16 protein-coding genes and 3 tRNA genes are annotated in these 18,052 nt (G+C 66.0%); 7 read left to right on the forward strand and 12 right to left on the reverse strand.

Annotated elements, in window-relative coordinates:
• Positions 1-49: 49 nt before the first annotated feature.
• Together ACIQJ5_RS13135 and pyrE are read left to right on the forward strand one after the other, a co-directional pair.
• Entirely contained in the window at positions 50-985 is a 936-nt protein-coding gene (locus ACIQJ5_RS13135) for an ROK family protein (protein ID WP_402844647.1), read from the forward strand.
• Complete coding sequence (gene pyrE, locus ACIQJ5_RS13140; RefSeq protein ID WP_231091422.1) at positions 982-1,560, forward strand: orotate phosphoribosyltransferase; 579 nt, start codon at positions 982-984, stop codon at positions 1,558-1,560. The genes ACIQJ5_RS13135 and pyrE overlap by 4 nt, the downstream gene beginning before the upstream one ends.
• A 69-nt stretch (positions 1,561-1,629) precedes the next feature.
• Here pyrE and ACIQJ5_RS13145 read toward each other — a convergent pair whose 3' ends face one another.
• From ACIQJ5_RS13145 to ACIQJ5_RS13155, 3 genes are all read right to left on the reverse strand, one after another.
• A complete protein-coding gene (locus ACIQJ5_RS13145; RefSeq protein ID WP_402844649.1) occupies positions 1,630-4,779 on the reverse strand; it encodes a hypothetical protein in 3,150 nt (1,049 codons plus the stop codon).
• Positions 4,776-6,098 carry an SWIM zinc finger family protein gene (locus ACIQJ5_RS13150; protein WP_402844651.1) on the reverse strand — a complete coding sequence of 441 codons (1,323 nt, stop codon included), beginning with the start codon at positions 6,096-6,098 and terminating at the stop codon, positions 4,776-4,778. The genes ACIQJ5_RS13145 and ACIQJ5_RS13150 overlap by 4 nt, the downstream gene beginning before the upstream one ends.
• Positions 6,099-6,266: 168 nt before the next feature.
• Positions 6,267-6,839 (reverse strand): YdeI family protein, encoded by a 573-nt coding sequence (locus tag ACIQJ5_RS13155; RefSeq protein ID WP_231091425.1) that lies wholly within the window; start codon positions 6,837-6,839, stop codon positions 6,267-6,269.
• A gap of 90 nt (positions 6,840-6,929) precedes the next feature.
• Here ACIQJ5_RS13155 and ACIQJ5_RS13160 point away from each other — a divergent pair, with 90 nt between their 5' ends.
• Entirely contained in the window at positions 6,930-7,808 is an 879-nt protein-coding gene (locus ACIQJ5_RS13160; protein ID WP_402844653.1) for an NAD-dependent epimerase/dehydratase family protein, read from the forward strand.
• A 996-nt stretch (positions 7,809-8,804) separates the two neighbouring features.
• Here ACIQJ5_RS13160 and ACIQJ5_RS13165 read toward each other — a convergent pair.
• The 4 genes from ACIQJ5_RS13165 to ACIQJ5_RS13180 form a co-directional block, all read right to left on the reverse strand.
• Entirely contained in the window at positions 8,805-9,509 is a 705-nt protein-coding gene (locus ACIQJ5_RS13165; RefSeq protein ID WP_402844655.1) for a hypothetical protein, read from the reverse strand.
• Positions 9,506-10,492 carry a ParB/RepB/Spo0J family partition protein gene (locus ACIQJ5_RS13170; RefSeq protein ID WP_402844657.1) on the reverse strand — a complete coding sequence of 329 codons (987 nt, stop codon included), beginning with the start codon at positions 10,490-10,492 and terminating at the stop codon, positions 9,506-9,508. The genes ACIQJ5_RS13165 and ACIQJ5_RS13170 overlap by 4 nt, the downstream gene beginning before the upstream one ends.
• Positions 10,489-11,412, reverse strand: coding sequence for a DNA adenine methylase (locus ACIQJ5_RS13175; protein WP_402844659.1), 924 nt, complete (start codon positions 11,410-11,412; stop codon positions 10,489-10,491). The genes ACIQJ5_RS13170 and ACIQJ5_RS13175 overlap by 4 nt, the downstream gene beginning before the upstream one ends.
• A gap of 133 nt (positions 11,413-11,545) precedes the next feature.
• On the reverse strand, positions 11,546-12,283 hold the full coding sequence (locus ACIQJ5_RS13180; protein WP_402844661.1) for a hypothetical protein: 738 nt from the start codon (positions 12,281-12,283) through the stop codon (positions 11,546-11,548).
• Positions 12,284-12,389: 106 nt separating this feature from the next.
• Between ACIQJ5_RS13180 and ACIQJ5_RS13185 the strand changes: the two genes are divergently transcribed.
• The 3 genes from ACIQJ5_RS13185 (at position 12,390) to ACIQJ5_RS13195 (ending at position 14,589) form a co-directional block, all read left to right on the forward strand.
• Positions 12,390-12,785 carry a plasmid replication, integration and excision activator gene (locus ACIQJ5_RS13185; RefSeq protein WP_402844663.1) on the forward strand — a complete coding sequence of 132 codons (396 nt, stop codon included), beginning with the start codon at positions 12,390-12,392 and terminating at the stop codon, positions 12,783-12,785.
• 101 nt (positions 12,786-12,886) lie between these two features.
• Entirely contained in the window at positions 12,887-14,191 is a 1,305-nt protein-coding gene (locus ACIQJ5_RS13190; protein WP_402844665.1) for an FtsK/SpoIIIE domain-containing protein, read from the forward strand.
• Positions 14,188-14,589, forward strand: coding sequence for a hypothetical protein (locus ACIQJ5_RS13195; protein WP_402844900.1), 402 nt, complete (start codon positions 14,188-14,190; stop codon positions 14,587-14,589). Before ACIQJ5_RS13190 ends, ACIQJ5_RS13195 begins: the two co-directional genes overlap by 4 nt.
• Here ACIQJ5_RS13195 and ACIQJ5_RS13200 read toward each other — a convergent pair.
• The 5 genes from ACIQJ5_RS13200 to ACIQJ5_RS13220 all read right to left on the reverse strand — a co-directional run bounded on the left by ACIQJ5_RS13200 (position 14,488) and on the right by ACIQJ5_RS13220 (position 16,034).
• On the reverse strand, positions 14,488-14,814 hold the full coding sequence (locus ACIQJ5_RS13200) for a type IV toxin-antitoxin system AbiEi family antitoxin domain-containing protein (protein ID WP_402844667.1): 327 nt from the start codon (positions 14,812-14,814) through the stop codon (positions 14,488-14,490). The two genes, ACIQJ5_RS13195 and ACIQJ5_RS13200, sit on opposite strands and share 102 nt — an antisense overlap.
• A 54-nt stretch (positions 14,815-14,868) precedes the next feature.
• Entirely contained in the window at positions 14,869-15,318 is a 450-nt protein-coding gene (locus ACIQJ5_RS13205) for a hypothetical protein (RefSeq protein ID WP_402844669.1), read from the reverse strand.
• 407 nt (positions 15,319-15,725) lie between these two features.
• Positions 15,726-15,798 (reverse strand) — tRNA-Phe (locus ACIQJ5_RS13210).
• A 66-nt stretch (positions 15,799-15,864) separates the two neighbouring features.
• Positions 15,865-15,938: transfer RNA gene (locus ACIQJ5_RS13215), tRNA-Asp, on the reverse strand.
• A 23-nt stretch (positions 15,939-15,961) separates the two neighbouring features.
• A tRNA-Glu gene (locus tag ACIQJ5_RS13220) sits at positions 15,962-16,034 on the reverse strand.
• 330 nt (positions 16,035-16,364) lie between these two features.
• Between ACIQJ5_RS13220 and ACIQJ5_RS13225 the strand changes: the two genes are divergently transcribed.
• Complete coding sequence (locus tag ACIQJ5_RS13225) at positions 16,365-17,696, forward strand: M23 family metallopeptidase (RefSeq protein ID WP_402844671.1); 1,332 nt, start codon at positions 16,365-16,367, stop codon at positions 17,694-17,696.
• Positions 17,697-18,052: the final 356 nt, after the last annotated feature.

Raw genomic sequence — 18,052 nt, forward strand, 5'->3', positions numbered from 1 at the left:
TGTCGTCACAAGGCCGAAAGTGCCCTCCGATGGATGATTCAGTGGACGCATGACTTCCGTTCTGGCACTTGACCTTGGCGGCACCAAGCTTGAAGGCGCACTCATCGAGGCCGATGGCACCGTGCGCCCGGGGACGCGGGTGCGCCGCCCCACCGGTTGCGACTCCACTCCCGAATCCATGCATCTGGCGCTCGCGGAGGTGATCGCCGGTGTCTGTGGCGCTGCGGACTCCTCTGATGTGGTCGCCGTCGGTATCGGCTCAGCAGGACCGTTCCGCGACGGCGGAGATGCGATCGCGCCGGTGAACATGCCGGGTCTGCACGGCTACCAGCTCGCGGCCGACGCTGCCGGTGTCGCGGCGGCGGCCCTCGGCCGGGTGGTGCCGGTGCGCATCGGGCATGACGGCAGCTGCCTGGCACTCGCCGAGGCATGGCTGGGCGCGACCGTCGGCTCGCGCGCATCGATGTCGATCGTGGTATCGACGGGCGTCGGTGGCGGGATCGTCATGGACGGGCGTCTGATCGCTGGCGGCTCGGGCAATGCCGGACATCTGGGTCAGACGCATGTCGCCGAGTACGGGGCCACACTGGAGGAGATCGCCTCCGGGCCGGCCAGCGTCATCTGGGCGCGGTCGCAGGGGTGGGCCGGGGAGAGCGGTGAAGACCTCTCCCGCGATGCGGCGGAGGGTGACGAAGTGGCCCGTGCGGCGATCGTCCGCTCTGCAGACGCCGTCGCACGCGGGCTCGCCGACGCGGCCACGCTGCTGGATCTGGAGGTGATCGCCATCGGCGGCGGCTTCTCGCAGTCGGCCCCGGACTACATCGAGCTGGTGCAGGCCGCACTCACCGAGCACGCCGTGCTGGACTACGCCCGCGGTGCCCGTGTCGTGCGCAGTGCGCTGCACGGCGAGGGCCCGTTGATCGGTGCCGCAGCGGTTGCCCTCCGCGCGGCAGATGAGGACGGAAACCGTAGAATCGGAGCATGACCACGATGCCGACCGCTGAGCTCGAAGCCGACCGTCAGAAGCTGATCGACCTGGTGAAGGCTGAGGCCGTATTCCACGGCGACTTCACGCTGTCCAGCGGTAAGAAGGCGTCGTACTACGTCGACATGCGCCGGCTCACGATGGATCACCGGGCAGCTCCCGCCATCGGCCGCATCGTGCGCGAACTGCTGCGCGACTTTCCCACCGTCACGGCGGTCGGCGGACTGACGCTGGGTGCTGATCCCATCGCGAACGCCGTCATGCACGCCTCCTCCGAGTCCGATGCGCCGCTGGATGCGTTCGTCGTCCGCAAGGAGCCGAAGGACCACGGGCGCGGCCGTCAGATCGAAGGTGCCGAGGTCGAGGGCAAGGACGTCGTCGTCGTGGAGGACACGTCCACCACCGGCCAGTCCGCGCTGAAGGCTGTCGAGGTGCTTCGCGCCGCCGGCGCGAACGTCGTAGCCGTGGCGGTCGTGGTTGATCGTAAGACCGGAGCACAGGCCGCGATCGAGGCAGAGGGCCTGGAGTGGCGTTCGGCCATCGATCTCGATGACCTCGGCCTCGCGCCGCAGTGACCTGAGCGTCGCGCACGAGAGAGTTCCGCGTGAGGGGCGTCCGGATGACCGGGCGCCCCTCACGCATTGTCAGCGCGGGAGATCGAGCAGATCGAGCAGCGCGGCGGACTTGCGCTTGACGGCGGCGGACTTCGTCGTCGCCGCGATGTGCGCGAGGCCGGGCCATCGCGCGTCCTCGGGGAACATGGCGTCTCGCGCAGCCGCCGCCCGCAACGCGGGTGCGAACTCCGTGGCCACGTCGATGATCCGCACCAGCCAGCGCGGTGGCGTTCCCTCAAGCGCACTGGCATGGCGAATGGCGTGGGTCAGCACCGGGTACAGGGAGGGAAGCATGGCGGGGTACTGCGAGAGACGCCGCACCAGCATCGACGGGTCGAAGTGCTCCGAGGCCAGCATGACCTCGACGGCGTCAGCCACGCGGGTGGGGCCGAGGATGTTCTCCGTGGCCTCGGCGAAGTAGTAGGTTTCGGGGGTCGGCTGCAGCTGAGTGGCGAAGAAGAGCACGACGAGTGACCGGGAGAGCACGGCGTCCCGGGAGCGGGACCGTTCGGTGAGATGCACCAGCGCACCCTGTGCCGGGTCGTAGCCCAGCCACGACGTGCCGAGCGACGCGATTCCTTCGTTGGCGAGCCCGTACGCCCATCCGCTGCTGAACTCGTGCACGCTGCCGTCGGCGAGCGTGAGCGTGACGAGGAACACCGACCCCCGCTTGGCGGGGATCGTCGAGAACTGGAGCGAGGCGCCGTCCGCGATGACGGCAGGGTCGGGGACGGCGGGCCAGGCGGCAGCGAACTGCTCATCGGTCAGTTGTTCGGGCTCGGGTTCGGGTACCGCAGCGACGTCGGGGAGCAGCGGCACCAGCCGGCGAGCGGCCACGACGGCATTGGACGAGCCGGTTCGCGCGGCGATGGTGCGAACGCCGGGCAGCGCGAGCACGTCGGGTGCGGCCAGCCCCGCCGCGATGGCTGCCTCCACCTCCGGCAGCATCCGCTCCAGGAACTCGATCGCCTCGGCGACACCGGGCGGGATGCGGGTGCTCGAGGCGCAGGCGTCGACGACGTCGGCCGTCAGCGGCCAGACGACGGACAGCATGCCGGCCCCGGCGAGCTCCTCCCAGGACCGCACGCGCGACGCGATCGCGGAGATGCCGCCCTGCCAGCTGAGCTGACGGGCGCGTGCGACGCCCGGCAGAAGGACGCCGTTCTGCCAGGCGGTGATGGCGGCGTCGAGCCCGAGGCCGCCCTCGTCGCCGAACGCGAGCAGAGCAGAGGCCGGAATCTCTCCGTTGGGGATGCTTCGCAGCAGGGCGGGTCCGGGCTGGCGCCAGCCCGGCTCGCTGTCAGCCCAGTTCGGGTACTCGGTCAACGGCACCGCCCGGGCTGTGCCGCGACGATCCGGGAATCCGGTGAGCGCCGGATGGGCGGGAATCGGGTTGACGAAGCCGTCGTCGTCCTCGCCGGGGTGCTCGAACGGCGTGGCGAACCACGCGGCGAGCACCTCTCCCGCTGTGACCGGCATCGTGTTGCCGTCCTGCAGCACGATCGGCACGGGAGAAGAGTGGAGACGGGCACGGACGGTATCGCTGAGGAGGGTTCGGTCGATGCGCGGAAGTGCAAGCTGCAGATCCGCTTCGAGCACGGCGGTGTCATCTGCGGCATAGCGATCCAGCCGGTCGGCGAGATCGCCCGGGTCGATGCGATAGTCGTCCCAGCTGGGCGTCGACAGAAGCACGGGGATCTCTCCGAGGCGCTGGAAGACCGCGGCCGCGCAGGCGCGGGGCGCGCTGTCGTACTGGCGACGGTGGGAGTTCTCATCGTGCTCGTCGGAGCCGATGATGTTCCCGCCGGTACGCCAGCCGTGTACCGGGTGCAGGCCGGGAGTCCACCGTTGTGGCACGGTGCGGAGGGCGCCGCGGACACCCTCGATGTCATTGCGCGCGACCGCGTTCGCCGTCGCGAGGAACCGCTCGACGGGCAGATCGAGGGACTCACCCGCCCCCGCCAGCAACGCGGACGTGAGCGCCGTGAGGTTCTCGACGGTCGCGGGCCCGGCATCGAAACGCGGTACGGGCGCCAGCGCAGGCGTCCGCTGCCAGAGGCCGCGGGGAGCTGCCGGGGCTGCGGCCGCTGGTTCCTCCGCGTCGAGCCCCCACTCGTCGATCAAGCGCGCGGCGAGCTTGCTCACCTTCTTGTCCTTCGCCGTCCGCAGATCGGCGGCGGATTCACCGATGATGGCGGCCGTCTCGGCAGCAGGGGCGGGGTGCGCCAATGCCGCTTCCAGCACGCCGGCCTTCGCTTTGGCGCTCTTGGCGGACAGCCCGATGAGCATCACCTGGAGGGTGAGGTCATCGTCTGCGGTGGCGAGCAGAATCGGGGCGAATCTGTTGATCAGGGCATCGTCGCCGAACGACAGCGCCGACACGACGACGCCGACGTGTTCGAGGACGTAGGCGTCGGGGGCGCCGAGGTCGTCCATCAGCACCGTCGCGAACTCTTTGCGATCGATCGGACGCTGGGCGGATTCCATAGCGTGCAGCACGAGGTCGCGCGCCTCGTCGCGGTCGACGAGGCCGCGGGCCACACCTCGTCCGATCACCCCGATCCAGTTCCCGGTGGTCGTGACGCCGGAGGTCAGTACCGCGCGAAGGTGTTCGGCGAATCGGCTGGCCACGGTCTCGTAGGGGAGCAGGTTTTCGGGAAACCCGGTGGTCTCGCCGTCGGCAACGCGGATGGCCGAGTCCGCGCGCGTCGCCCAGCTCTCCAGATAGCCGGGGTCGTTCGGGATCGGGATGTCCGGCGCGCTGGAGACGGCGTACGCGATCGCACCGGCGAATCGCACGCGGGCGCGACGCTGAGCGAGGAACTGGGAGAGGAACTTCTCGCCCCGAGAGGCCAGCAGCTCACCCTGTGCCGCCACGGGCAGACCCGTGGGGAAGACTTCTACGGCTCGCTTGGCGGGAACGCCGAGCCGGATGGCGAAGGCGCCGAGCAGGTCGGTGTCGACCCCGACGTGGTTGATCCATCCCCAGCTGTTGTCGCCGGTTTGCCCGAGCGATGACCATTCGCCCGTCAACAGACCGTTCTTCGCGGTCTTCTGCTGCTGCACGGTGCCGAGCGGGAGGGTCAGGACATCATCGCTGCTCGCTTTCTCCCATCCGAGCTCGCGGAAGATCCGCAGCGACTCTGCGAGCGCGGGGTCGGTGGTGATGGCGGCGGTCATGAGGCCGTCCCTTCTGAGATCATCACGGCGAGAACGTGTGCGCATGGTCCGCGGCTGCTGCCGTGGCGGGCGTACCAGACGCAGGTGCAGGAGTAATCCGGTGTCGTCGTGCGGACGATGTGCGTGCTCGTGGCCGCGTCCACGGTCCAGGTATCCGCGGTGCGCCGGGCTCCGCCGGCGGCGATGATGCGGCGGGCGCGCACCAGCCGGGGGTTGTCGCCGTCGATGCGATCCGGATCGTCCGGAAGCTCGCGATGGAAGTACGCCTCTTCTCGCACGTCCCAGCCCACACGACCGGAAGCGGCGAGAACAGCCAGTGACTCGCGTGTTTCACCGGCCGAGAGCGCGGCGTCCGCAGCGAGGCGATCGATGTCGATGCGGGGATCGAAGGACAGGAGCGCCGACAGCACGGCAGCGTTGTCCAGCACGTCGGTGGCAGCGAGGGAGGCCAGCAAGGCACCTTCGCCCGAGTATCCGCGGGTGGCGTTCTCCGTGAGGGCGACCAGCAGCCGGGCTCCCGGGATCTCGATCTCCACCGCTGCCGCGCCAGCGGTGCGATCGCGGGGGCCGTACACGGTGAGCGACTGCAGCTGAGTGAGCAGACGCTTCAGGCCGCTGAGCCGGTGCAGCCCGCTGACATGGACGGCGTCCGTGCTCGCTCGCGGAGCGACGCGGATGCCGGTGGGCGTCGGAGTGAGCCAGCCGTCACGGCCACTGCCTGTAGACGGCGGCAACGACGCCACGAACGCGCGGGCCGGCGCAGCGGCGACGGTGAAGCGCGCCACGAGCGACGCGTGCACCTCGGCGGCGTTGCCGAGCGCACGCACCCAGCGGTCGGGCATGGTGACCGGCCGCTCGACGGCGGACGTGGTTGGCGTGGCGGCGTTGAGGCCATCGTTCCCGACGTCGAGGTGCAGGAGATCGTTGCGCGTGATGGCCGCCAGGGTGCGACGCATGGCGGGGCCGATGTCCACGTTGGTGGTGCCGTACGAGATCTCGCCGCCGTCGAGTCCCGATGAGAGCAGGTCCAGTCGCGCATAGACGCTGTTGTCGGCGGAGAACACCTCAGCGCGAAGGCGATCGCCGTGCGCGGTCAGCACGGGGTCCCGCATCGTCGTGGGGACCGGCTGGAAGTATCGCGTCGCCGTGATGTCGGCGAGAGCGACCAGCCCCTGTGCCACAGCCCGCGGCTCGGTGGCGAAGCCATGGAAGAAGCTCGGCGAAGCGGTGAAGCCCTCCCGCGTCAGCGCGGGGGCGAGTGCCAGGGTGAGGGAGGAAGCGGTCGCTTCGGATTCGGTGGCGTATCCGCGGGCGCTCATGCGGTCCAGCCTAACGAGCAGGCCTGATTCGCCCCGGGGGCCGGACGCACACGGTTCACTCCTGCCCGCCGTCTCCGCCACCCCGGCCCCGCCACCAGTTCACGAGGAATGCCACGAGGGTGCCGCCCACGACGGTGATCGCGACGATGAACATCAGATCCCGCTCGGTCACAGTGCTCTCTCCCCTCGGGCCGCTGCCGCGACGATGCTCTCGATGCGGCGCGTGACGGTGCCTGCTGTGCGCGCCATGGCGATGTGGGTGAGCGCCATCTTGCGAGCGCTGGGGGAGAAGGCGTCCCAGGTCGCGCGCGCCTCCGGGAGAGCATCGAGTGCGGCGGTGAGCTCGGCCGGCTCGATCCCGGCTTCCGGCCCCTCCAGTACGGTCCACATTCCGTTGGCCTGCGCGGCATCGATCAGCGCCTGACCCGCCGGGGTCATGCGTCCTTCTGCGAGGAGACGACTCACGCGCTCCTTGTTGGACGCAGCCCACGCGCTCTTCGGCGAGCGCGGCGCGAACCAGAGTTTGGCGTGCGTGTCACCCGGACGTGCGACCGCATCGATCCAGCCGAAGCAGAGCGCCTCCTCCACCAGCGGGGCGTACAGATCGCCGCGCGTGGTCGACGCGTCCTTCGGCATGAGGACCCACACTCCGGTGGACGTGCTGGCGTTGACCTCCAACCACGAGCGCCACTCGGCCGCGGACGTGACCACGACCTCTTCGGCGTCTTCGAGCTTTCCCATGCCCCGATCATGGCAGCAACCTCCGACGTTGAGCGTGGCGGACGCGGCCGCCCGGGAATACCGCCGGGCGCGCAGGACGTTCGCGAAAGCATGAAGGTTCTTCTCACCGGCGCGACCGGCTACATCGGCTCATCCGTTCTCGAGCGCCTGCGCGCGGAAGGGCACGACGTGACCGCGCTCGTGCGGGACGACGCCAAGGCGCGCGTTGTCGAGAAAGCCGGTGCGACCGCCCTCGTCGGCGACGTCACCGACGAGGCTCTCATCGGCCAGGCGGCGGCCGCGGCGGACGGCGTCGTGCACACGGCCTCGACTCCGGAGGGCGACGGTGCGTTCATCGGCGCGGTGCTGCGGGCCCTCGACGGCAGCGGCAAGCCGTTCGTCCACACCGGCGGCATCTGGAGCTATGGCAATGGGAACGCGATCACGGAGGAGACCCCGTTCGACCGACCGGCTCTCACCACGTGGCGCGGTGCGGGGGAGGCCGCGGTGCTCGGCGCCTCTGGTGTCCGCGGCATGGTGGTGACACCCGCGCTGGTCTACGGCCGCGGCGCCGGCCTGATCCGGCTCCTCACCGACGAGACCGATGAGGGTGTTCGGCTGATCGGCGACGGCACCCAGCACTGGAGCACGGTCGACGTCGACGACCTCGCCGCGCTCTACGTCCGCGCGCTGGAGAACGGCGGCACGGGCGAGACCTACATCGGTGCGTCGGGCCAGAACCCGACGGTCCGCGAGCTGGGCGAGGCAATCGCCACCGGCTTCGGGATCACTGCAGGGGTGCGTCCGGAGAGCGTGGCCGAAACCCGTGCGCGTCTCGGGGAGGCATTCGCGGATGCTCTGCTGCTGGACGAGCAGGCCTCGGGGGCGAAGGCGCGGGCCGAGCTGGGCTGGCAGCCCGTCGCGCGCCCGCTCGTGGAGCAATTGGCCGACGGCACGTACCTCGGGGAGGGCGGCGGCACGCGGGGCTGAGCCCGCGCGTCCAGGGGTGGATCCCGGGGGCGCCGGTTCGGCGGTGTCGTGGAGTGACCCGATGCGCGCGGGTGATCTGACGCCACGGCTGTGCCTCGAATGCCTTGCCTGTGTCGAGATGCTTCGTAGCCGGTGTCGCGAAACGAGGGGAATCTCGCCCAGGGAGGAGCATGGCGCCGTCATCGTCCTCCTTTGGCGACATTCTCCTCGTTTCGAGGCGTGGTCCGCCGCGAACATCGCCGTCACGAGACGAGCAGGACGGCGTTAGGGCGCACGCGCGTATTGCCGCCTGAGCTCCGGGCCTCGGTGAAGGTGAAGATGGAGGTTCGCGAGCGGGGCGTGATGGATCGTGATCTGAGTGTCGATCGCATCACCGCGTACACGAGCGGCCGCCCACGGTTCCGGGGCAAAAGCAAAACCCCCGCGATGTAGAAGCTACGCGAGGGTTTCTGGGACCGTTGTAACGACGGTCCTTGTGGCTCCGACGGGCGTCGATCCCGTGACTTCACGATTTTCAGTTGGATGCGGCGGGGTAGCGGGTGCTCGTTGGTCGCTGTTTGCGGCGTGATTCCGCGGAAGTCGTCATGGTTGGTCGCCGCTGGTTGAGGGTGGTTTCAGTGGAGCTACCGGCACGGAACCGGCACGGGAATGTCCACGAGTTGATCAAGAAATCGCGAACCACACGCTCGCGCCTAGACACAATACGACCACGATCAGGGGTGCCGTGACCCTCCACTTTCCTGCACCCCGCAGGTAGTCTGCGACAGTCTGCTGTATGGGTACGTTGGTCGATCGGGCAAGCTCGCGTGCACGGTCATCCATCTGTTGGCACGCATCGGCGAGCCAAAGCAGAGCAGCAAAACCTAGCAATAGGCATACCCACACCAAGTCTTGGAAATCGGCGGCAACGCGCGACCCAGCTACGCCGAGACCTACGGTGCTCAGAATCAGCAGAAGTCGATGGCTGCGGACGACAGCCTGAAGAACCTTCATAGGTCAGCGGCTATCAGAAGAGGCCGGGCCAGCTTCTATCAACTCTCGGACGCGAGCCAAGGTTGTAGCGTCATCCTTGCTGGTCACGCCGTCCAGAAGGCGAGAGATCTCTATGCTCCAATCGTCAGCGGCTTTGAACTCCGACTCAACTTTAGAAATGTATGACGCAGCGACAAGGTCTTCCATGTCGGCAACTAGGCCCGTTGTCCGTTCGTACCGTGCGGTGAGGGCATCGGTTGTCAGCTTGAGCTTGCGCTCCATGGAGCGGCGAAGCTGATTGATCTCCTCTGTGAGAGCCGCTTCGAGTTCTTGTGGAGAGGATTCAGCCCACGGCACGACTACCTCGAAAACCAGATCTTCGTTTAGCAGAAGCAAGCCGGCACCTGCGGCGATACACGATTGCATGAACTGGGCCGAGTACTCCCGAACGACGATATACATCTCACCGGCGTGGAGCTCGTGGGACGCCCGGGCGATGTTGGCTAGCCACTTCGGCACCGCGTCCTGGGCGACCGTGCGCACATAGTAGAACGTTCGCTCGCCGTCGGCATTGAGGCTCTGGACCTCGCCCTTGAGCACACCGTTCAAACCGGGCAAGGGAACTCGTTGGAGCGTGGTGGCAACTGCATAGCCAGCTTGATCGATTGCGACCTCGCACGCAGCGCGGAGCTCCGTCTTTGCTGGCTCTTCGAACGTTGTGATGGTCACTGGGGTTCCCCCAGTGCTTGGTCGATAGCGGCCCGCAGCTCAAGCAGATCCGTCCTCAGCGCCGTCGAAAGAACTCCGCCAGAGCCCAAGGCTTCACGAATATCATTGACGAGCACCTGCGATTTCCGTTGGATGGACTGCTGTCGATATCCCTCTGCAGCGATGTCATCAAAGATGGAGTTGGGAGATGCGTGGCTGTCCTCGATCAGCCGTACGACCGCTGCCTCCACGGTCTCTCGCTCGACTACGTCCTCGTCAATCGCCTTTACGAGTTTTCCAACGGAGCGGAAGTCGGTCACGGCGCGGAGTGAGCCCACCTCAGCCTTGGTCGCGAACGCGCGGATGACCTCTGCTCGGGTGTATGAACTCACTGCCTCGGGCAGCTCATTGCGTAGTACGGACTCCGCGGCCTCGATCTCCAGATAGAGGTCTTCCCGGTGAACCTGTCGCGTTCGATCGAGGTGGGCTTCCTCCTGGATCAACGAAATCTCGGAGTCTGGGATCGACAAAAGGCGCTTCGCTCGCCTTACAGTAGATCGAGTAAGGCCCGTCATCTCGGAAAGCCTCTTTTCGCCCTCCTCGCCAGAAATTGCGATCACTTCTCGTAGTGAAAGCGCCACGCTGATGAGTGGCCAATCCTCACGGACATTGTGAATGTTGAACATCTGTAGAAGATTGTCCAGAGGATTCGGTGTGGGAATAATGTTTACGGGAACGACGTCGAGTCCGAGGTCGAGGGAACAACGCCATCTGCGTTCGCCGTCCATAAGGACAAAATCGTCGGCATTCTCAGCAGATCTGTAAACGATGAGCGGCACGAGTATCCCGACCTCTTGGATGGAGGTGCGCAGAAGATCGAGGCGCTCTTCGTTGAAATATCGGCGAGGATTGTTCGGGTTCGCGCGGATTGCTGCAGGATCGATGAGTGCGAGCGGGTTGCTTGACTCCTGCAAGTCTCCCGGGACTCCAGACATCTCGGTCATGAGTAGAACACCGCCTCCGTCACTGTGGTTCGTTTTGTCACACTACTTGCCAGCGCGCTCCGTCGAGACACCTGCGCGTAGTTGAACGTCGAGTACAACTCACGTATCGCGCTGTGGTCGGCATTGGACACCATTACATGGACCCCAGAGTCTCTGAGCTCGCGTGCTACCCCCGCCAAGCGCTCCTGGTCGCGCCATGCGAAGAGATCCTCGTTGTAATCCACGAAACCGTTGTTGTTGTGCCCCGTTACGTATGGTGGATCGAAGTAGACGAGATCCCCCGGACCTGCCTGGCGGGCAGTTGCTTCAAAGTCACTAACAGCGAGGCTCGCCCCCGACAAGAGTGTGGAGCATTTTAGTAGATTTGCGCGGTCTATGATCGTTCCGCTGCGGGGGCGACCGTAAGGGACGTTGAATTTTCCCTTCGCATTCACACGGTACAAACCGTTCCAGCCTGCGCGGTTCAGGTAAATAAAGCGTGCTGCAGCTTCGACTTCGTCGGTCGGAGTTTGCTTGCGTATGCGGTAGTAGAAGTCTTTGTCGAGAACATTCATGTTCTCGAGATGGGAAAGCAACTCTTCAGGGCGTCGAGCGACGACATCGTAAGTGGAAACGAGTGGCTCGATCTTGTCGCTCAGTATGGCGTTAGGGGTATCCAGCAAGAAGAACATTGCACCCGCTCCGAGAAACGGCTCAATGAACCGACCGGTAAACGTCGGAATGTGGGGTACGAGTTGCGCGAGAAGGCGTTGCTTAGAGCCGGCCCATCGGAGAAACGGACGGGGCTCGGCCGATAGTGGGGTCGCGGCGCGTAGGGCGAGCTGGTCGCTCCACGCTTGTTGCGCTGGGGCCAAGGTGCTGAGCTGGGGCTCGACGGCTGGTGAACTGATGAGCATGTCAGCTGGCATCTCCTCGAACATGGGCGCGTTTCCTTCGGAAGATACTCGCAAGATGGGGCACGGGTCGGTGTGGCCGAGGACCGGACGCACCGCAGGCGACACAGCCGGCCGGAGGCCGGCCTTGAATGAGTAAAGAAAGTCTTCACAGCTCGGCTCATACGCTTGACCGGCGGACGCGGGTGGCCTTGGCCTTGACATCTTCGGGCTTGATCGGTCGGGCTTCGAAGCGCTGGTGCCACGCGTCGAACACTGGCAGAAGCTCCGGCTCGCGGCGCTTCAAAGCGGTGCTCATGAACCCGGAGAGGTCGTCGATCGGTCGGGTGATCCGCTCGTCGGCCGGGTTGCGCACGAAGCCCATCTGCTTGGGGGCGTTCTCACCGAAGAGGGCGACGAACTCCTCGGAGACGATGCTGCGCATACGGGTGCGGAGGCTCAGCTGTTCGTCCAGTTCGGGACTGATGCCCTCGAAATCGCTGTCGACCACCGCGATGAACGGCTCGAGGACGATATCGATCAGGGGCTCAGGCTTGAGCAACTCGCGCACCGACTGCACGTGCTGCTCGTTGTACCGGTGCCGGAGGGCGCTCGGGGACACGCGTTGCCACTTGGCGAGCATTGACAGCTCAGGACGCGGATCCGCGACTACCTGGCTATAGGCCGTCAGTAGTGCACGAACATCCGCTGAGCGGTCCGCCAACTCGGTGCTGACGCCTGCGACGCGCTGGAGCCACTCTTCTGTCGTGTCCTCGGGGAGGTCTGTGGCCGTCGGAGTCCAACGAGGTGGCGCTGAGCGCTCGAAGTCTGCAGCGGGGTCGGTATGGATCCTCGTGAGGTTGGCGAGCAGCCCGGCGACAGGTGCCGGTATCTGTAACTGATTCAGATTCTTGCTCACCGGATCAGACTACGGGATCTCGTATTGCAAAGTACTTGCGCAAAGTAAAGCGGCAAAGTACTGCGACAAACGTAAGGCAACCATCTCTAGTTGGAAGGAGCCAGCGATGGCACTTCAGTCAGGAATCCCGGTCAGCTTCGAGGCGTACTTCCCGGTCGGCGCGTTCGCCATCGGCGAGGTCACCCCGGTCATCAAGTGGGAAGACGGGCAGCCCCACGGGCAGGACCTCGACAAGAACACCGGTCACCCGCTGTGGCCGGTCCGCGTGATCGACGCCGATCCCGATGCGCGGAAGGGACAGAACGAGATCACTGTGAAGCTCGCGAGTGTCCTCGAACCGCAGCTTCCTCCGGAAGCAAATGGCCTCCCGTTCCGGCCGGTCGTCTTCGACGGGCTCTTCGTGACCCCGTACATCCAGGAGACCGGCGGACGCCCCCGCGTTGCGTTCTCGCTCCGCGCTCGCGAGATGAAGGCGCCGGCCAAGCCGCGGGGCGGTGAATGATGACGTGGTCATGGCGTCTCGAGAAGGCGTACTGGTCGACGGAGATTCCGGTCCTTGCGCGGCGCGGCTGGTGGCTGCTGGTGCTCATCGTGGTGCTCACGATGTTCAGCGCGATCCCGTTCGTCGGACAGCTCATCAACTGGCTGCTCGTTGTCGCGATCGGAGTCGTGGTGCTTCGCCGAGCGATCGCGAGTCGTCGCTTCGCCACACTGGAGCGCGACCGCTGGCAGTTCCAGATGGCTAACTGGATGGTCAGCGTCTGGCCATCCCTCGCTGTTCAGCTCGGGCTCGAGGTCAGGACCTACAGTGGGCAGAAGCTCGTCACGGGCGCGGGCCGGCCGACGTGGCACGGGGACACGTGCATCCTGCCCGTGTCGATGCCGGCTGGGCTGGCGCGTGAAGACCTCGTCGCAGCGTCGAACCGCATTGCGCAGGCATTCAACGCAGTACGGGTTACCGTCTCGGGCGAATACCTAAGCGAGCTTGCGCTGCGGATCGACTACGTCGACGCTCTCGCCGAGCCCTTCAGCTTTCCGTTGGGAGGAACCTGGGACGGCGCATCCGTTCTCATGGGCGTCACTGACGGGGGAGAGGAGTGGCGTCTGCCGCTTGGCCCTCACACGCTCGTCGCCGGGTCTTCGGGGAGTGGCAAGGCCTCTCTGGTCTGGGGTCTCCTCCTTGGCCTCGTGCAGCCGATCCACTCCGGCCTTATCGAGGTCTGGGGTATCGATCGCAAGGGCGGCATGGAACTCGCCATGGGCCGCGACTTGCTCACGCGGTTCGCATCGGATGCTGCCCATTCGGTGGCGCTGCTCGAAGAAGCCGTACAGGTGATGCAGGCCCGTGCTCGCGACCTCGCTGGAGTCACACGTCAGCACACACCGGCCCCCGAGAGCCCGACGGTCGTGGTGCTTATCGACGAGTTGGCTGCGCTCACGGCATACGAGACGGACCGCGAGATGCTCCGACGCGCGAACGCGGCCATTGCGACTCTGGCGTCGCAAGGGCGGGCAGTCGGCTTCGTCCTCTTCGCATGTCTTCAGGATCCGCGGAAAGAGACGCTGCCGGCACGCGGCCTCTTCACCCAGACCGTTGGGTTGCGTCTTCGCGATCGCATCGAGACCGGGATGGTGCTGGGAGACGGCGCCGTCGCGTCCGGAGCCATGTGCCACGAGATCTCGCCGCGAACACCCGGCGTCGCGCACGTGCTCGCTGAGAACGGTGCGCCTCCGGATCGGGTGCGCGCAGCCTACGCAGCAGACGAGCAGAATCGCGACGCAGCGCTTGGATACTTCGCGCCCAACCGTCGTGCCATCGAGCTGCCGGATGCGGATGACGCGCCGAGACCTCGACGCCCGCGTGCTCGCCGCAACAGAGAGACGACAGAAACCAAGGAGGAGTCATGAACAAAACAACGATCACCCTGACGGCTGCGGTAGCAGGCCTGCTGCTACTTGCCAGCGGCGCCGCAATCGGAGGGGCCCTGCGCCCTGCACCCGAGACCAGCGCGGAGACGGCAACGACTCCCGCTCCCTGCAACCTGCGGCTCGTCTGGGACCGCTCCGAGCAGACGTATCAGGCCGTCTACGAAGAGTCGGCGATGATCAGCTACACGCCGACGTACGGTCGCGTGGCGAACCTCTCCTGCACGGATGCCGAGATGCTCGAGTGGCAGGGCCAGCGGGAATTGGACGATCAGGACTCAGCTGTCTGCCGCCCTGTGCTCCAGAGCGACGTCGTGGGCAACGTGTACCCGATCGGCTGCGCCAGCCCGACGATGGTAGTGACCGGTGAGCCTCGCTGAGTCCGTCGCAGCCCGACTGCGGAGCCCGGAATTCGACTCGAGCATGGCAGCCGGTGCGCCGGCCATCCTATAGACGCCCTGCGCGAGACGCTCGAGGGCACCAGTTGCGGTGAGGCTCGAGAGCGTCTTGCGTGAGACGCCGACCTCGGTAGCTTGCGCTGTCGTGACTATGCCCCATTGCTCAGCCGCGATCGCGCCGAGCTGTGCAATGGTGGAACCAGCCATACAGCATTTGTACCCCGAATTAGGGGCAAACGCTGCCCGACATGTGCCGAGCCTCTACTGGCCCCAAACAGTGGGCGCGGTGCATAGACCGTTGGCTTCGTTCAGGAAGGTAGTGAAACGTCCTTGCGAATCGGCGTTCCACGACTCGAAGTCTCTGACCCCGTACGACGCAAGGCTGAAGTAGTCGCTACCGAGGCCGGCTGCCGCTTTCACACCATCCGGGTAGCCGTCCCAAAGTAAGGCAAATGCTTGCGATGCGTCTGTGTCGACAGGGTAGATAGTTCCGTCGAGGAGTAGCCATGCGGTGCGGTGGGCCGTGCTGCGTGCCAGGGCGTCGTCCCCGCGGTAGACCACGGAGAGCAACACGCCGGCACCTTTGGGATTGGGCATCGCCGCGACGTCTGTGCGGTCGAGTAGTTCGAACAGATTGTTCCTACGGCCGCCCACCTCGCCGAATACGGGGGTCGAGCCCTCGGCGTGGGAAGCTGCGACGAAGGTATCCACAGCCGCAATAAGCACAGCGTCCTCGACGCACGTTGAAGGCTCTGGGGTCGGCGCCATGCTCGTGGAAACATTGGTCGTATGGGAGGGTGAGCGGGCCGAGAGGACTGAAGCTGCCACTACCAAACTCGCGCTCAGAGTGAATCTCCGCACGCCTTGATGGTAGAGCGGAACGAGCTCGCGCAGCCGAAACGACCTCGTTACCGGCACAAAACCGGCACACCGCCTCTAAGAAGCTGCGTCAGGGCGTCCTTCGTCTCGCTGCGCTCGCTCAGGAACCGGGCCCTTCAACAGACTTAGGGCCGCAGGAACCTCGACTCAGAAACCACGCCCCATCAGGGCAAAAGCAAAACCCCCGCGATGTAGAAGCTACGCGAGGGTTTCTGGGACCGTTGTAACGACGGTCCTTGTGGCTCCGACGGGCGTCGATCCCGTGACCTCACGATTTTCAGTCGTGCGCTCTACCAACTGAGCTACAGAGCCGTACGGCTTGATGATGCCGCATCCGACACGAAAGGCCCTCTCAGAGAAAGGGCCCGTCGCTTGGAGCGACCCTGACGGGACTTGAACCCGCGACCTCCGCCGTGACAGGGCGGCACGCTAACCAACTGCGCTACAGGGCCATGATGTGTATTCAATTGTAGTGTGACCCCAACGGGATTCGAACCCGTGCTACCGCCGTGAAAGGGCGGCGTCCTAGGCCACTAAACGATGGGGCCGGAGCGGGGCTTGCGTCCCGCACTTGCCGACGATCCAGCATAAGCGGAAACTGAGGCGAAAAACAAACTGGCCCACGCCCGGGTGTGGCGAACCCGACACGCGAGCGGAAAATCCCTGATCAAGCGCTGAAGGCGCCTGCGGGCTGTGCAAGATGCATGAGGAAGTTCCCGATCAGCCCGTTACAAATGTGACTCGTGTTGTTACTGTGGTTGATGTGACTGACCCTGCAGTCTGGAGGACTCATCTTGATTACGGGTACTGACGCGCGTCGCACACGTGGCGCGTCGAGCGCACGCTCGCGCCACACATCCCCCCGGCCGCGCCGGTTCGTGCTGGGCCTGGCCGCGCTCACCTTCGCGGTGGCGGGCACCATCATGGCCCCCGGTGCACCGGCTGCTTTCGCTGTGAGCTACCCGTCGTGGGACGACGTGCAGGCCGCGAAGAACGACGAGTCCGCCAAGGCTGGACAGATCACCGAGATCGAGGGGCTCATCACCACCCTCAACAACAACGTCGCCACGACGCAGCAGGCCGCTCAGGACGCCGGTAACGCGTACTTCGATGCGCAGCAGGCGTTCGCGCTCGCATCGTCGAAGGCGGAGACTCTCCAGGCGCAGGCCGACCAGCAGGCGCAGGCTGCCACCGACGCGGCGAAGAAGGCCGGCGAAGTCGCCGCGCAGCTCTACCGCAACGGCGGCGATGACACCACGCTTCAGCTGTTCTTCTCCGACTCCGCGAAGTCGGCCGACGACATCCTCAGCGAGCTGGGTCAGGCCGACATGCTGCTCGAGCAGAACAAGGCGATCTACGACGCCGCCGTCCTCGCCCGTAACAACGCGCAGTCGCTCACGAACCAGGCCGAGGTGCAGCGCGCCGAACGCGACCGCCTGCAGGTCGAAGCGCAGGAGAAGTTCGCCGCTGCCCAGGCAGCAGCCCAGGCCGCACAGGCTGCGCTCGAAGAGCAGCAGTCCAACCTCGCCACCCTCCAGGCACAGCTGGCCGCGCTCAAGGACAACACGACCAAGGTCGTCGCCGCCTATGAAGAGGGCGTGCGCGTTGCCGAGGAGGAGCGCATCGCTCGCGAGAAGGCCGCCGAAGAGGAGCGCCAGCGCGCCGCCGAGGAGGAGCGCAAGCGCCGCGAGCAGGAGCAGCAGAACAACAACAACTCCGGTGGCGGCGACTCCGGCGGTGGCGACTACACCCCGCCGAGCTCGGGTGGCAACGGTGGCAGCGGCAGCGGCGGCTGGGTCCGTCCCAGCAACGGTGTCGAGACCTCCGACTACGGCCCTCGCTACTCCCAGTGCGGAAACGGCTACTGCGCGTCGAGCTTCCACGAGGGCGTCGACCTCGCATCCGGCTGCGGCAGCTACATCTACGCCGCACACTCCGGCACCGTCGCGTACTCCGGCTACAACGGCGGCTACGGCAACTACATCCGCATCTCGAACGACGACGGAACCGGCATCGCCACCGGGTACGGCCACATCCAGTACGGCGGCCTGCTCGTGAGCTACGGCCAGTGGGTCAATGCCGGCGATGTGATCGCCCTCGAAGGCAACACCGGCAACTCCTTCGGCTGCCACGTGCACTACGAGGTGTACATCAACGGCTCGACCACCAACCCGACGCCCTTCATGGCGCAGTTCGGTATCGACGTCTGATCCGCACCATCACGAAGGCCCCCGCATCGCGGGGGCCTTCGTCGTTTCCGGTCCGTGGTGGGAGATGGAAAACGCACCGCCGAAGTGAATCGGGGCTCGTTTTTCATCTCGTGTCGGGCGTAGGGCCTGTCGCCGTCGCTATCGCTACACGCGTGGATGTCGTCGGCGGGCCTTCCGTCGGCGGTGGGCGATAGAAATCGCACCGCTGGAGGACGTCCGGGGTGCGTTCTTCAACCGCACGCCACGCACCGCGGAGGCGCGGACGCTGGCTCGGAGACCGCACAATATGCCGCACCAGGTGTCGCTGGAGCCGCCGCGCACGCAAAACGGCCGCCCGAGCGGGCGGCCGTTTCGAC

Origin of the sequence: Microbacterium sp. GXS0129 (genome assembly GCF_044769785.1) — a bacterium.
In the GTDB taxonomy this organism is placed as follows: domain Bacteria; phylum Actinomycetota; class Actinomycetes; order Actinomycetales; family Microbacteriaceae; genus Microbacterium; species Microbacterium nymphoidis.